The organism is Candidatus Nomurabacteria bacterium (assembly GCA_020631905.1).
Taxonomy (GTDB): Bacteria; Patescibacteriota; Saccharimonadia; order Saccharimonadales; family VXPC01; genus JACKGQ01.
In genome coordinates this window covers 550295-564086 of the sequence record JACKGQ010000001.1, presented here as the reverse complement: position 1 = coordinate 564086, position 13792 = coordinate 550295, and the positions used below count along the sequence as shown (strand labels likewise).

Below are 13792 nucleotides of genomic sequence, written 5' to 3'. Positions count from 1 at the left end.
AACATAAAATAATTTTAAATGTAGGTTTTGTCAAAATTATAATATTAATTATATGATAAAATCTGAATAACCATGAAAAACCATACTTTGGTAAAGAACTAATCTGGTGTCTGATTTACCCCATACAATTGACCGAGAAGTAACCGAGGCAGAAATGTCTGATTTTATTGATCGAGCAATTGCTTTAACAGAAGATAAGTTTGGTCCGATAGCAACTACAGAGCGGATCAGGGATGTCTTGGAAATCTGCGACAACAAATTCCGGTACATCAAACTCGGGCGAAGCGTAGTCCGCTCGAGTGGTGCAGTTTATAGCACAATCGAGCTGGTAATCTTCGAGCCAGACGATAGAATGCCTACCAGCGAGTCGGATGATGAAAGTCTAATTCTGATGCGTACTGCCGGCCATATGACATCTTATCGCATAGACGTGGATGATCGGAAAGTCGATGTGTCGCGTGGCATCGGCGAGCTAACTATCAACGCAATCGGCGAAGTCGAGCTAGAAATCATCGATTGGCTATACTTAAGCGAAGACCCCGAAGAAGATCAAGACTTAGGGGGCCTACTCTTGCCAGATAGTCTGTTTGTGTCTGATATGTTTTTATTGCTAGATGCATGCAAGTTTGCAGTTGGCCAGTAGTATTTCCGTGAGTTTATTGCGGTTAGCTATAGACAAAGATATTTTTTTGTTAACAAACGCTTTTAACAATGCCTGACATGAGAGATGTTTTACGGTTATTTGTTGAGAATGATGACTATTTCTCCAACATTGGCTACGCTTACGACCTCATCCGATTGATCAATCTCGATTGATGTAACTATTAGCATTTGAGTTGCGCTGTCTATGTATGCGGTGACCAATAAATTAGCATCACCAGTGTGAGCTATCGTAAACGACGCTCCCTCGGGCACTGGTATGCTGTAGCTAACCGATCCACCAACATCGGGGGCAGGCAAAGAGCGCACCTTGGCAATATCTTGTGGCGATGAGCTTACATCTAGCCCTGGAATCTCGCTTATAGTTGTAAATTCTCGCGTAGCTGGAACCATCACCATAATGTCAGTCTCGACAACCGCTCCGTGTTCGATTGCTGGGAACTCGGCATCGAAAGCATCTACTGCAGATTGTCGTTCTTGCTCAGCTTGCAGCTCGGCTTGGGCTCGTGCCTGCTCGTCTTGCAACTGGGCTTGTTGTTCTTTTTCGGCTTTATCTTTCAGATATTCGGTGATTTTATCGACTGCAGGCGGCACGCCAAACACACCGACTGCGCTAAACCCTAAAATTGCTATTACCCTGCGGAAGTTTTTGCCTCGCTTTTCTCGTGCTCGTTTCTTGTCTGCTTTCTGGTTGGCAAGTTGTTCTTCGCCGGTCCGTTTTGATTCTTCATAAATTTTTCTAAAAAGTGCAGTAAAGCCGAGTGGGTTGGTAGGGAGTTTGGCAGTTAGCTCGTCGTCGTTATTTATAACAAAACCACTTTCGATGCTAGCAGTTATATGTTTTACATTCTTGCCAATGATGAGATTTACACCAGTGACTATGTAAGCCAGGTCGTCGGCACGTTTCATTTTAGGATCTGGTAGTCTCGTGGCTATGTGCAGATGATGGCCATCACCATCGACAAAACAACCTTTAGAGACACGCCACTCTACATCTTGGCCACGTTCGTGAATTTTAATTATATCTGTGTACTCCGGAACAAGTGTTTGACCCACAAGACCATCTATCACTGGTGCTTGCGTTGGCCAGTCTTCGACAACCGAGCGCGCAGCCTCCATAGCTAAATCTAATCCATCGAAACGACGATCTGTTTCTGCGACAGGTTTTTTAGGGCTACTCATTAGAATATACTATACCATATTTAAGCTACATATGTCTAATATAAATGCTTAGGTGCATCGGTAACCGAGTCTAGAAAAATATGATGGATTGATGAATAAATACCTAGAGCTATAATGTTGGTATGCTAGCCGATAGAGTGATACAAGAACTAGAAACGCTCGGAGATGCCAAACGGGCAGCTGGAGCGCATCGATTTTTTAAAGCAGACCCAGGCGGATACGGTGAAGGCGACCAGTTTATTGGCGTAACCATGCCCCAAATCCGTCTAGCGTGTCGAATATATCGCAAACTAGAGTATCAAGAAATTGCCAAGCTTCTGGCCAGCCCAATCCACGAGCACCGAATGGCAGCATTAATTATCATGGTCGATGTGTTCAAAAAAGCCGACCAGCCAACCCAAACAAAACTCTTTGAATTATACTTACAAGCGCTCAAGCATGGCCAAATTAATAACTGGGATTTTGTAGATGTTACTTGCCCACATATAGTCGGCGCATACTTGCTAGATAAACCAGTCGAGATTCTTTACAATTTAGCCGAGTCGCCAAATATTTGGGAACGACGCACAGCGATTATCTCGACTTTTGCATTTATTCGGCAGGGTAACGTCGCCCATAGTCTACGGATAGCCGAGATTCTTTTGCACGACAAGCACGACCTCATTCATAAAGCCGTCGGGTGGACGCTCCGAGAAGTTGGCAAGCGCGATGGCCAAGCAACCCTAACTGCATTTTTGGACAACCATGCTCATGATATGCCACGTACAGCTTTACGTTACGCCATCGAAAGACTAGACCAAAGCTTACGCAAAAAATACCTGAACCGCTAGTTTGTTATGCTGGCGAGACTACTAGTTATTTTGGATAAGGAGATTATCTATCCGAGTATTTTTGCATATTTTTCTGGGCTTAAAGACACCATCTTTACACCGCTACCAGCAAGACTCTCGAGCATCTTTAGACTAGCCGATAATTTATAGTCTATGCCAATTCCCGATCCACGCCTGTCGATGACTAATGGTCTCGGGTTAATTGCTTGCAGATTGGTTATCATTTGAGTTTGTCTGAGGTCATCGATTAATCTGGCTATCCGTACTAGTTCAGGATCATCGTTACCAACAAACTCAAAATCACTTTTTCTGCCAGCTAACGGAGCTCGGAGTGCTACCATCGAGCCAGGCAATACATAAAGAATCTCCGTAATCGTACTATCATCGCTCGGAACGGGCTGGGCATCTATCTGCAAATTCCGATAAAACTCGCGAGAGTCTTCTAGGCCGCGCCTAGTGACAACTATAACGTGCATAAACTTATCTGGCAGTTCACTTTTGGGGGCATTAGGGTCAAAAAAAGAATCTACCATAACTTCTGTGCTGTAACCATCATCTAAGACAATTCCAACGTTGCGGGACTGTATGGCTGAACGTCCGAGAGCTGCGAATCTTGCAGCCGAATCAAGCAGTTCGTAGCTAATGTCATCTATATCATCAATGACTTCAGTGACTATTTGCCCAAGCAAACGATCATATTCTCCATGGCTCATCGGCTCGTTGTCGACAATAGCCCAATCTGTATGGACACGCGCAGTTCTTTGGCCTCCTTCTGCATCTGTAAACTCTATTTTAATACCAGCATAACCCTCAATTTGGCGTAGGTAATCGGCCCCATAGATTACTAACCCGTCAACTTCAGCCGCAATCGGTAATTTTGTTGGAATAACTTGTTCTTTTGGCTGGAGATCATCGCTTAGAGATCGATACACAGCAACCGCCCTTGGGTCGGCAAGTATTTCCGGAGTCACGCCCCCTAAGAGTGAGTGAGTGAAAGCTGCCTTGACTACTTCGTTGGCAGCCACACATAACCTATATCTATCTTTACTCGTAAGATCATCTCTGAATGTTTCAGGATCAGGAATCGAGAAAGGGGTGTCTAGCTCTTCAGGAGGTACCCATACTCCACCTCGCTTTATACTGTCTATAAACATACAAAACCCTTATTAAATGTATGGTTATTTAATACTAGTTACATGTAGTATTGCAAGCATAAGTTAAAAACTTAATTGTCTTAGAGCTCTGGGAGTTGATAGAATTTATGTATGTCAAAAACAGCTGTCGATGCTTACTTTGCCAACTTTTCGGGTGAAGCACTGGCTAGATTAGCCGCTCTACGCACGTTAGTTCGGCAAGTTTCACCTGAGGCAATCGAGTCGATGAGCTATGGCATGCCTGCCTATAAGCTAGCCGGTAAGCCACTGGTTTACTTTGCGGCCTACCCAAAGCACATTGGTGTATACGCCACGCCAAACTCACACCACCAATTTGTAGCGAGCACTTCCCAATACAAGCAAGGCAAAGGCAGTATCCAATTTCCACACGACCAAGATCTACCCCTAAAACTTATCCAAAAAATGGTTGAATACCGCCGCCAAGAAATCTTGAATGGCTAAGGCCTTACATCAAACCTTGTGCCTTTAGGGCAGTAATTAGATCTGCAGTAGGCATAACCCCAATATCTGCTTTTAACTCGTCGAACATAAAATTAATAAATGCCACTACGCGAACTGTTTTCTTGAGTTTGTCTAGTAGACGCGGATTATAGGGTCGCTCGAAGTCTCTATCCGCATAGAGCAAAGAGACACGGCCGTATTCTTCATCGTATAAAACTGGTAAATGTGCAAAAAGAATTTGTTGCTCGAGCCGATTGGCGGAAACCTCTTGGGCTGCAATACTTTCCTCGGAATAGGGATCGTATTGCTTAAAACGACTCTTACGTCTTAACCACCAGTAGGCGTGATCGAGCTCATGGGCAACTGTACAACCGACAACTATCGGGTGCCTATTGACCATATGCGGAGCTACACTAATTATCGGCAACAAAACATTTTCGAATGCCTGGCATACACCCGATGCTCCATGCTCGAAAGCATCAAACTCGAACTCATCTTCTTCGTCGGCGTAATCGGCACGTGTCAGTCGCCAAGGAAGTGTTAGTGGGCCACCTTTATGATCGCCTTTCATAACTGGCGCAACTACAACAGAATCATAATAAATCGGACCTCGAACATGGAGCATTCTGTTGTGCGGATCTATCACACCAAAAACTGCATATTCGGCCATAAGTCGCAACGCCTGCACATAGGGGTGTTCTGGGGCACTAAAATCTGGATGAGAAAATACGAACTCTAAATCGGCTAGACACTTATCGTAAGCTAGTCGACGCTGCACAAAATTTTCCGATGCCATAGATAATTAAAGATATCAAATGAAGTTTGTTTATCAAATATTTAACATACAAACTAATGCATCTTTACAGTATCAACTACACATAAAGGAACTTATTCGTGCTTAAACTTGGTGTTCGAATAGAAGAGGAGTAGGGTATAGGGCATGGAATATGTGAGTACACGCGATATCGAAGAAGAAAAGTGGTCTTTTGCCGATGTATTACTTCAAGGTCTTGCTCCAGACAAAGGTCTGTATTTGCCAACTGAGGTGCCGGTAATTCACGATCTACAGGCATACTCAACCATGCCATATCACGAACTATTTTTGAACATCACTTCGAGGTTTATTGGCTCTAGCCTCAGCCTGGCCGAGCAGGTTGCGATTGTCCGAGAGGCTTATTCACAAGCAAACTTCCCAAATGGCACTACCGAAACCATCACACCGGTTACAAAGATAGCCGATGATATCTACGTCCAAGACTTATCCGATGGACCAACTTTTGCATTTAAAGATCAAGCTTTGCAGGTGGTTTGCCGCCAGATGGCAAAAGTTCTCGCACTGCGTGGCCAGAAACTCGATATCTTGGGGGCAACTTCTGGTGATACCGGTTCGGCCGCGGGCGATGCTGTCCTAGCAAGTCGAGAATACTTATCACTTTTTATGTTGAGTCCTCGAGATAGAGGCTCACGCTTTCAGCAAGCCCAGATGCGAATCCAGAGTTACCCAAACTCCAACGTACACCATATTCAACTGCCTTTCGATTTTGATGGTTGCCAAGAAATTGTTAAACAACTCAAACAGCGTGAAGGTTTCGAAGATCTTGGGGCGCTAAATTCAATTAACTGGGCTAGAATTTTAGCTCAAATTACTTACTATGCATCTGGCTATTTCCAGGCAGTGCGCGATGGTGGTCGGCTCGGCGACCCAGTCGACTTTGTTGTACCTACGGGTAATTTTGGTAACGTGCTCGCTGGTTATTACGCACGGCAAATTGGTATTCCAATCCGCAACTTAGTAATCGCTACCAACGAGAACAACGTCTTAGTAGACCTCGTGCACAACGGTGTCTACGATATTCCTAAAGAATCGTTGCAAACCACTAGTCCGTCGATGGATATCGTGGTGTCGTCGAATTTTGAACGTCTAGTCTATGACTTATTCGACAGAAACCCTGCTAGTACAAAAACTTACATGGACCAAGTTAGGCCGGGTAATAGGCTCGAGTTTACTGAGCATGGCATTGCTGCCGATGCTTTACTAAGACTTGGTTTTAGGGCTGCCATGTCGACCTCCGATGACCGACTCGCGACAATTCGTGCAGTTCATGCCGAGACAGGCGGCTTTTTGATCGACCCACACACTGCCGACGCTGTAACTGTAGCTAGATGCCTGTCTGAACAGAACGATGGCGTTAAGATGGTTTGCTTAGCTACCGCCGACCCAATGAAGTTCGAAGAAACCATGAAATCTGCACTGGGCTATATACCAGAAAGAACCGATCGACGCGCACTAGATATAGAGAGCTTATCCGGAGCCGCAGGCAGATTTGTTATGCTCCAAAGCATCGAAGAAGTAGCCGAATACATTACAAACAACCGCTTTGTGAATACCTAAATCGTTATAGTGATAATATCGCCCCTGTTATGAAGCATGTTTAGCGGCGCGCTTGCGAGCATTGTGATCGAGCTCGCGTTTGCGCAAGCGCAAACTTTTTGGAGTAACTTCGAGTAATTCGTCGTTTTCGATAAAATCGAGTGATTCCTCGAGGCTCATCTTTGTATGGGGTGTGAGCTGAACTACACCGTCGGAACTCTTGCTCCGCATATTAGTTAGGTGTTTTTCTTTACATACATTAACCTCTAAATCTCCACTGCGGACATGGAGGCCAACAATCTGGCCAGCGTAGATAATCTCAGCCGGACCGACAAACAGCTCGCCGCGGTCTTCGGCATTTTGCAGGGCGTAAGGAGTGCTAGTACCGGCCTCCCAGGCCACCAAAACACCATTCCGAATTTGATTAATCGCGGCGCCAAGGGGCGCAAAACCATCTAGAAGGCTATTCATAATTAGCGTGCCTTTGGTGGCCGTAAGCAAGATATTGCGCGCACCAAGTAAATTTCGCGTCGGTAGTTTATAGACCAACTTACTAACACCACTTTGATTATTAAACTGATCGATCAACTGTGCTTTGCGTTTGCCAAGTTCCATTTGGACAGCTCCAACATGCTCGAGTGGAACCTCGATAATCACTTCTTCGATCGGTTCAACCTCGACACCGTTTTCGACATGTGTCACAACTTGAGGCCGTCCAACTTCAAACTCGTAGCCTTCGCGGCGCATGGTTTCGATGAGCACACTTAAATGCAGCTCACCACGGCCAGCCACTAGAAAGCCGATGCCATTATCTTCGACCCTCAGGCCGACATTGGTCTCGAGCTCGGCTTGCAAACGATCCCCAATTTGCCGACTAGTCGTGAACTGACCTTCTTTACCTTTGAGCGGACTCGTGTTTGGCCCGAGGTAAACTTGCAGAGTTGGCGACTCGACCTCAATTGGTGGCAGTGCTTCTGGGTTAGCCGCATCGGCAATTGTATCGCCAATTTTCGCGGCAGCCACACCAGTTACTGCCACAATATCACCAGCTTCGGCAGACTCGATTTCGATATTAGTAATCCCCACCGAACGGAAGACTCGATCAATTTTTGCAGGTGTAACTTTGTCGTCATGACACAAACTAACAGTTTGGCCTCGCTTAACTTGACCACGTTCAACACGGCCAACAGCATACTTACCATTATAATTGTCTGAGCGGAGTGACGATACCAAGAGTTGTAACGAGCCTTGAGCAGACACTTGCGGAGCTGGCACATGATCGACTATCGCATGAAATATCACACCTAGATCGGCTTCTGATTCGGGGTCTGTTGGAACTTGCAACCAGGCTTTGGCTGTCCGGCCAACTGCATAAAAAACAGGGTAGTGGAGTTGATCTTCGTGCACCGCTAACTCTAAGAATAGATCGGCAAGCTCGTCTTCGACTTCTTTTATGCGACGGGCGGGTTTATCGATTTTATTGATAACAACGATTGGCTTGAGTTCGAGCTGTAGTGCTTTGCTAAGCACAAATTTTGTCTGAGGCATCGGACCTTCCTGAGCGTCGACGACCAAAATTACACCATCGGCCATCCGAAGCGTCCGCTCAACCTCGCCAGAAAAATCAGCGTGCCCTGGAGTGTCAATGATGTTAATTCGATGTCCTTGCCAATCGACAGCAGTTATTTTGGCCGTGATTGTAATCCCGCGCTCTTTTTCTTGGTCGCCACTGTCCATAATCAGCTCTTGGCTCATTTCGGCTTGATTGTCGCGAAAAGTATTCGATTGCTTTAACAAGCCATCGACAAGTGTAGTCTTACCATGGTCGACGTGTGCGATAATCGCAATGTTTCGAATTGTGCTTTCCATAAATACAGAGGTCAATTATACAACATTTTTCGAAAACATGTAAATTTTTCTTAAATAATCTCGCTAGCGAGCTTAGGATTTCTACCAGCCACCCTTTATTCGGAACCATTTAAATATTAAGCCGTCTAAGAGTAAGTGGCTCATGTAGCCAGCAACAGAAGCAATATAAAGCAGTATTGCTGTATCGCCAACCTGATTGGTAGCCAAATAGGGGATTATCATAATTGGTAACGGTACGATGAATACAGCTAACTTAGAGTGAGTCCAGCCACGATGGTGACCGATAATCGGTGTCATCGCAAGCAGCCCCAGTAGTGAAGCAGCGACATACTGAGCACTGGCAATCAACAATAAATCAACAATAAAGGCTATACCAACAAACAAATCTTGGGCTTTCGAATTGGTATCTACATCGGGCCAAAGACCAAACAATACTGCCAACACAATTACACCGATTATTAGTTGCCAATCGTCAACTATAACACCACCGTCAGGTACTGCCTTAAAAGTCGATAAATAGTGCCCAGCCAAAACTAGACCACCGGCCATAACTCCACCAGCAGCATGCCCTCGATAGTTTGCCATAATTTGCAATTATATCAGCAAATCGTTGGGCAACGCATTTCGAGTCTTGGACATGTCATGTAGCAAAATCTTGATTTCAGTCACTACCACCAACATTAAGCGCGTGTTAAACTAGACTCATGAAAGTAATCATGTATATTTTTGGTGGTTTAATTCTGTTAGTGGTGGCCTCGGTAATTTACAACTCTAGCACAAAAGAGACCGAGAATCCCCAAACAGACTCAGTCGATAAACTTAGCTACAGTCAAATTTCCGAGGAGGTAAAAATGGATCAAGCTGTCTTATATGATGTCCGAACTGCCGCGGAGTTTGCTGAAGGCCACGCTGCAGATGCGGTCAATTTTGACCTACAATTAATGCAAGCTGGGCAGCTACCAAACATCGACAAGAATACGAAGATATATGTGTATTGTCGGAGCGGCAATCGTTCGGCTCAAGCTGCATCGCTATTAAAGCAAGCCGGCTTTACTAACATTACCGACTTAGGTGGGCTAAGCGATATTCAAAACCTCGGCGCCGAACTAGTCAAATAGTTAATCTTTTTTACCTGGGTGAGTTGCGCGGTTGATTGCGTCGCCAAAATTATCTAATAAAGAACGGTGATGTCGACGCTCTTTCTCGGCCTGTATTTGCTCTTGCAACAAGCTGGTTAGCTTAGATGAATAACGGGTGTGAATGTGTTTGAACTCCTCACCCAGAGCTGCTAGTTCTTCGTCTTTTAGGTCTTCTAGCTCAACAAAGGCATGGCGCGCACCTTTCTGCGATCGAATCAGTTCGTCCAGTTTGAGTTGCATAGCTTTACCTTCTCGATTTTGGGTATTCTGAATCACGAAAACCATTAAGAAGGTGATTATCGTTGTGCCGGTATTAATCACAAGTTGCCAGGTGTCAGAATAATTAAAGAACGAGCCAGTCGAAGCCCAGATAACCACTACAATTAGGGCAGTCAAAAACGCTAAAGGTGAGCCAACTGCTGCGGCAATACGGGCCGAAAACTTTCTAAACGTTTCTTTCATAATTACTCTCCCTTTGTTTTTTAAGCATAAACAACTCCAAGCAATAACACAATGGCAGATTGATCTGCGTGTCTAATTTGCTCCCATTCTAGACAAAAGTTCATGAACCTTAAGAATTATTTCTGATTGCTCGTCGGTCTTAATCACCGCTACGCCTAACTTGCCATGTGTGTTGATGTAGCCATCGGAGCTCAAACTATTGTTCTTTTGCTCGTCGAGAGAAATGCCCAGATAATCGAGTTGGTTACATACCATGTTGCGGATAACCGCCGATCGATAACCAACCGTACCTGTAAACACCAACGTGTCTAATCCATTCAGAAGTCCAACATAAGCTCCTATGTAGTGTTTTATATGATAAACAAAATAGTCAAGCGCAGCTTGAGCCGATTGTTGACCAGCAGCTGCTTGATCGATTAAAGTTCTAATATCATCACTAGTTCCGCTTATGCCAAGTAAGCCAGACTGCTTATTGAGGTATTCGAGTAACTGTTCGTCTGTCAGATACTTACGTTTAGCTAGGTAAAGCGCCGCTCCGATATCAATCGTACCGCTTCGAGTGGTCATCGGTAAGCCTTCAAGAGGCGAGAAACCCATGCTCGTATCAATGCTCTGATTATTCCTAATAGCCGTAACACTCGAACCTCCACCAAGGTGACAAACTATCACTTTTTCAGGCGCAGTTGTGGTGATCGCCTGCAGCTTACGTAAGGCCGAACCAACCGAAATACCATGATACCCAAACCGAAAAATGTCTTGATTGGCAGCATCTTGGGCGTTGATGGCGTAACTACGGGCAACAGCCGGTAAGTTAGCGTGTATGGCACTGTCACTAACCGCGTATATTGGTGTATCAGGAAGTATCTGGCGTAGGTCAGTTATCATATGCCGAGCCGCCGTTATGTGTAGTGGCGCCATATCTGTTTTTTGTTTGAGCTGCAGCTCAAACTCTGAGTCGATAAGTTTATTCTGAGCAAAGTAACTCCCCGGGGCAACCAATCTCAGACCAACTACCAAGTTATCAAGAGGAATTTCTGCCTGCTTGGCTCTGTCTAGGCAATCCTTCAAGCTATTCGAAAATATTTCGGCATCGATTGATTGTTCTGTCTGCCCACTCGGTGTTCTTGTCGTACATACATAGCTACCGTCGGTAAGGCTTTCGTAATGTAATTGCAGTAGGTTTTGATCGGGCAAACCAAAGCTATATTTGTAAGACGTTGAGCCAGGGTTTATGGCTAAAATTAACTTGTCCATTGCCAGTTTTCGACTTCGGGCATGTCGATCCCGTATTCATAAATATAGTTACGGTGTTCGACCAGTTTCTTTTCCATGTCGGCTTTTAGGATGAGACCGGCTTCGCCCTGATCGGGTGCTCGCTGCAATATATCTATCACCAGATTAAAGCGATCCATTCGATTTAAAACTGTCATGTCAAAAGCGGTTGTAATCGTGCCTTCTTCTACATAGCCACGTACATGTAGGTTCTGGTTAGTGCGTTTGTAGGTTAGCCGGTGAATAAGCCAAGGGTAGCCGTGGAAAGCGAATATGATTGGCCTATCTTTTGTGAACAGCTCATCATATTCCATCTGACTAAGCCCATGTGGGTGGTCTTTGTCGTCTTGGAGCCGCATAAGGTCGACCACATTTATATAGCGAACTTTTAGCTGAGGTAGGCGCTCACGCAAAATCGATACAGCTGCTAAAGTTTCTAGCGCTGGTATGTCACCTGCACTCACTAAAACAATGTCTGGCTCACCCGTAAGATCATTGGAAGCCCAATCCCATTTACCAACTCCTGCAGTACAATGGGTAATGGCACTTTCGATTGACAGCCATTGACGACTATCATGCTTATCGCAAATAATCAGATTTATGTAGTTACGGCTGCGTAAACAATGATCGGTAACCGACAGTAGGCAGTTCGCGTCTGGCGGCAAGTAAACTCGAGCCATCGAGGCCTTTTTGTTAACAATGTGATCTATAAACCCAGGATCCTGATGAGTAAAACCATTATGATCTTGGCGCCAAACATGCGATGTTAGCAGATAGTTAAGCGAAGCGATTGGATCGCGCCAAGATATTTCGGATGACATTTTCATCCACTTAGCATGTTGATTAACCATCGAGTCGACAATTCGTATGAACGCTTCGTAGCTATGGAGTAAGCCGTGTCGGCCTGTGAGTAGATAACCTTCTAGCCAACCCTGGACCTGATGCTCACTTAACATCGAGTCGAGTACAAAGCCATCATTCGATAAAAAGTCGTCGGTCGGGTAGATACGCGCATCCCATTGACGATTAGTCACCTCAAACACGGGGTTAAGCTTATTAGATATCGTCTCGTCGGGGCCAAATAGCCGAAAATTACGCTGAGCGCGGTTTAGATCGATAATATCACGCAAGAAGTTGCCGGTAATATGTGTGTTGCTAGTGATTGTAGACCCAGGAGATTCTACGCTGACGGCATAATTTCTAAAATCTGGCATATGCAATTCCCGCAGTAGGCTGCCGCCGTTGCTATGCTTGTTGGCACCCATCCGCTTTACGCCAACAGGAGCCATAGACTGCAAGTCGGCAATCAACTTACCATCTGCATCAAACAGTTCCTCTGGGCGATAACTCCGCAGCCAGTCTTCCAGTAGTTTGAGATTATGAGGGTGATCTTGATCGACCAAGATTGGCACTTGGTGCGACAAGAAGTTCCCCTCGATATGTTGGCCATCGACTATCTTTGGGCCAGTCCAACCTTTTGGTGAATTAAGTACAATCATTGGCCAACGCGGACGAGTCGTGTCGTTATGTTCACGAGCGTTATTCTGAGCCTCGGCAATCATATCGAAAGCTCGATCGAGCTGGCTAGCCATTAGTTGATGCATCGCCATCGGATCATCGCCTTCCACGAACAGTGGCGTATAGCCATAGCCTCGCAAAAGTTCCTCGAGTTCATCGTGTTCGATTCTAGCTAGTAGGGTAGGGTTGCTAATCTTGTAGCCATTCAGATGCAAAATCGGTAGAACGGCTCCGTCGGTAACTGGGTTGATAAATTTGTTTGAGTGCCAAGATGTAGCTAGCGGGCCTGTCTCGGCTTCGCCGTCACCAACAACACAGGCAACTACCAGGTCTGGATTATCAAGAACAGCCCCATAAGCGTGACTTAGCGAATAACCTAGCTCGCCACCTTCGTGCATCGACCCAGGAATATGCGGCGACACATGGCTTGGTAGCCCGCCTGGAAACGAAAACATCTTAAATAACTGTCGCATACCAGCCTCATCTTGGCTAACTTCTGGGTAGTTCTCGCTAAAAGTACCCTCTAGGTACGTATTGCCTACAAGCGCAGGTCCACCATGACCAGGCCCCGAAATATACAAGATATCGAGATCGCGATCATTGATTATCCGGTTAAGGTGCGTGTAGATAAAGTTTTGGCCTGGGGTTGTACCCCAATGCCCGAGCAATACTTGCTTGACATGCTCCGCTAGCAATGGCTGGCGAAGTAGGGGATTGTCGCGTAAATATATCTGGCCGACTGCTAGATAATTTGCTGCTCGCCAATAGCCATCTAGACGATTTAGAGTTTCTTGATTAATAGTGCTCAATGATTCCCACCTTCTTAATTATTAAATTTAGTATAGCACCGACCACTGTAACCACCAAAGTCTG

At 45.4% G+C, this 13792-nt stretch carries 13 protein-coding genes; 5 read left to right on the top strand and 8 right to left on the bottom strand.

The features are described from left to right. The first annotated feature begins 106 nt into the window (after positions 1 to 106). Positions 107 to 643, top strand: coding sequence for a hypothetical protein (locus tag H6798_02905; protein ID MCB9821462.1), 537 nt, complete (start codon positions 107 to 109; stop codon positions 641 to 643). A 95-nt stretch (positions 644 to 738) separates the two neighbouring features. On the opposite strand, the gene H6798_02900 is transcribed toward H6798_02905, so the two are convergent. Next, positions 739 to 1842, bottom strand: a complete 1104-nt coding sequence (locus H6798_02900; GenBank protein MCB9821461.1) for a hypothetical protein — start codon at positions 1840 to 1842, stop codon at positions 739 to 741. Positions 1843 to 1964: 122 nt separating this feature from the next. On the opposite strand from H6798_02900, the gene H6798_02895 reads away from it, so the two are divergent. Then, entirely contained in the window at positions 1965 to 2672 is a 708-nt protein-coding gene (locus H6798_02895) for a DNA alkylation repair protein (protein MCB9821460.1), read from the top strand. A gap of 47 nt (positions 2673 to 2719) precedes the next feature. Here the strand turns inward: H6798_02895 and H6798_02890 are convergent, their stop codons facing one another. Continuing rightward, positions 2720 to 3826, bottom strand: a complete 1107-nt coding sequence (locus H6798_02890; GenBank protein MCB9821459.1) for a hypothetical protein — start codon at positions 3824 to 3826, stop codon at positions 2720 to 2722. A gap of 111 nt (positions 3827 to 3937) precedes the next feature. Between H6798_02890 and H6798_02885 the strand changes: the two genes are divergently transcribed. Further along, positions 3938 to 4288, top strand: coding sequence for a DUF1801 domain-containing protein (locus H6798_02885; protein MCB9821458.1), 351 nt, complete (start codon positions 3938 to 3940; stop codon positions 4286 to 4288). A gap of 4 nt (positions 4289 to 4292) precedes the next feature. On the opposite strand, the gene H6798_02880 is transcribed toward H6798_02885, so the two are convergent. Continuing rightward, positions 4293 to 5084: a hypothetical protein gene (locus H6798_02880; protein MCB9821457.1), complete on the bottom strand. Its 792-nt coding sequence runs from the start codon at positions 5082 to 5084 to the stop codon at positions 4293 to 4295. 144 nt (positions 5085 to 5228) lie between these two features. Here H6798_02880 and thrC point away from each other — a divergent pair, with 144 nt between their 5' ends. After that, complete coding sequence (gene thrC / locus H6798_02875; GenBank protein MCB9821456.1) at positions 5229 to 6680, top strand: threonine synthase; 1452 nt, start codon at positions 5229 to 5231, stop codon at positions 6678 to 6680. 27 nt (positions 6681 to 6707) lie between these two features. Here thrC and typA read toward each other — a convergent pair whose 3' ends face one another. Continuing rightward, on the bottom strand, positions 6708 to 8528 hold the full coding sequence (gene typA / locus H6798_02870; protein ID MCB9821455.1) for a translational GTPase TypA: 1821 nt from the start codon (positions 8526 to 8528) through the stop codon (positions 6708 to 6710). 81 nt (positions 8529 to 8609) lie between these two features. After that, positions 8610 to 9113 (bottom strand): metal-dependent hydrolase, encoded by a 504-nt coding sequence (locus H6798_02865; GenBank protein MCB9821454.1) that lies wholly within the window; start codon positions 9111 to 9113, stop codon positions 8610 to 8612. 119 nt (positions 9114 to 9232) lie between these two features. Between H6798_02865 and H6798_02860 the strand changes: the two genes are divergently transcribed. Beyond that, complete coding sequence (locus H6798_02860; GenBank protein ID MCB9821453.1) at positions 9233 to 9646, top strand: rhodanese-like domain-containing protein; 414 nt, start codon at positions 9233 to 9235, stop codon at positions 9644 to 9646. On the opposite strand, the gene H6798_02855 is transcribed toward H6798_02860, so the two are convergent. The 3 genes from H6798_02855 to H6798_02845 form a co-directional block, all read right to left on the bottom strand. Beyond that, the gene (locus tag H6798_02855; GenBank protein ID MCB9821452.1) at positions 9647 to 10129 is read right to left on the bottom strand and encodes a low affinity iron permease family protein; all 483 of its coding nucleotides are present in this window, start codon (positions 10127 to 10129) and stop codon (positions 9647 to 9649) included. Between the two features lie 72 nt (positions 10130 to 10201). Further along, positions 10202 to 11383, bottom strand: coding sequence for a hypothetical protein (locus H6798_02850; GenBank protein MCB9821451.1), 1182 nt, complete (start codon positions 11381 to 11383; stop codon positions 10202 to 10204). Further along, positions 11371 to 13728 (bottom strand): phosphoketolase family protein, encoded by a 2358-nt coding sequence (locus H6798_02845; protein ID MCB9821450.1) that lies wholly within the window; start codon positions 13726 to 13728, stop codon positions 11371 to 11373. The genes H6798_02850 and H6798_02845 overlap by 13 nt, the downstream gene beginning before the upstream one ends. Positions 13729 to 13792: the final 64 nt, after the last annotated feature.

Bases quoted from the DNA above. Each gene is read 5' to 3' on its own strand.
- H6798_02900 (MCB9821461.1), bottom strand. From the start codon at position 1,842: ATGAGTAGCCCTAAAAAACCTGTCGCAGAAACAGATCGTCGTTTCGAT.
- H6798_02895 (MCB9821460.1), top strand. From the start codon at position 1,965: ATGCTAGCCGATAGAGTGATACAAGAACTAGAAACGCTCGGAGATGCC.
- H6798_02890 (MCB9821459.1), bottom strand. From the start codon at position 3,826: ATGTTTATAGACAGTATAAAGCGAGGTGGAGTATGGGTACCTCCTGAA.
- H6798_02885 (MCB9821458.1), top strand. From the start codon at position 3,938: ATGTCAAAAACAGCTGTCGATGCTTACTTTGCCAACTTTTCGGGTGAA.
- H6798_02880 (MCB9821457.1), bottom strand. From the start codon at position 5,084: ATGGCATCGGAAAATTTTGTGCAGCGTCGACTAGCTTACGATAAGTGT.
- thrC (MCB9821456.1), top strand. From the start codon at position 5,229: ATGGAATATGTGAGTACACGCGATATCGAAGAAGAAAAGTGGTCTTTT.
- typA (MCB9821455.1), bottom strand. From the start codon at position 8,528: ATGGAAAGCACAATTCGAAACATTGCGATTATCGCACACGTCGACCAT.
- H6798_02865 (MCB9821454.1), bottom strand. From the start codon at position 9,113: ATGGCAAACTATCGAGGGCATGCTGCTGGTGGAGTTATGGCCGGTGGT.
- H6798_02860 (MCB9821453.1), top strand. From the start codon at position 9,233: ATGAAAGTAATCATGTATATTTTTGGTGGTTTAATTCTGTTAGTGGTG.
- H6798_02855 (MCB9821452.1), bottom strand. From the start codon at position 10,129: ATGAAAGAAACGTTTAGAAAGTTTTCGGCCCGTATTGCCGCAGCAGTT.
- H6798_02850 (MCB9821451.1), bottom strand. From the start codon at position 11,383: ATGGACAAGTTAATTTTAGCCATAAACCCTGGCTCAACGTCTTACAAA.